Annotated in this window: 1 protein-coding gene; it reads right to left on the bottom strand. The window is 63.4% G+C overall.

What is annotated here, in order from left to right:
* Window positions 1-373, bottom strand: a 373-nt coding sequence (locus AB4Z33_RS31245) for a hypothetical protein (protein WP_442053606.1), incomplete at both ends; no start/stop codon positions are given.

Here is a 373-nt window from a genome sequence, read left to right as displayed (position 1 = left end):
GCGGCATTGTCCGGGTTGTCGATGCCGAGGATGAACACGCCCACCTGATCCGGCTTGCCGACGGCCTTCTTGCGGATGCTTTCGTTCAGGTACTCGTAGTGGAACAGCATCTKCCGCGTGATGGTGGACTCATCGCGGCCTTCCATGATGCCGCGCACGACGAAGTCCCACGTGCCCGGGTAGATCGTGCCCTTGAGCGGGATGACATCGCCGATCTTGAAGCCGTACTGGTCGGCCAATTGCCGGCCCACCAGCGCGCCCCGGCGGTCGCGCCGGTAGTCCGCGCGCTGTTCGGGCGGCAGGATCAGTTCGGGATACAGATCGATGTAGTTGTCCGAGACGGCGAACTGGGCGAAGAAGTTCTTGGGGTCGC

The organism is Paenibacillus sp. 2TAB19 (assembly GCF_052115185.1).
Taxonomy (GTDB): domain Bacteria; phylum Bacillota; class Bacilli; order Paenibacillales; family Paenibacillaceae; genus Pristimantibacillus.
The sequence above is the reverse complement of the archived record's forward strand: the minus strand, read 5'-3'. Positions and strand labels throughout refer to the sequence as shown.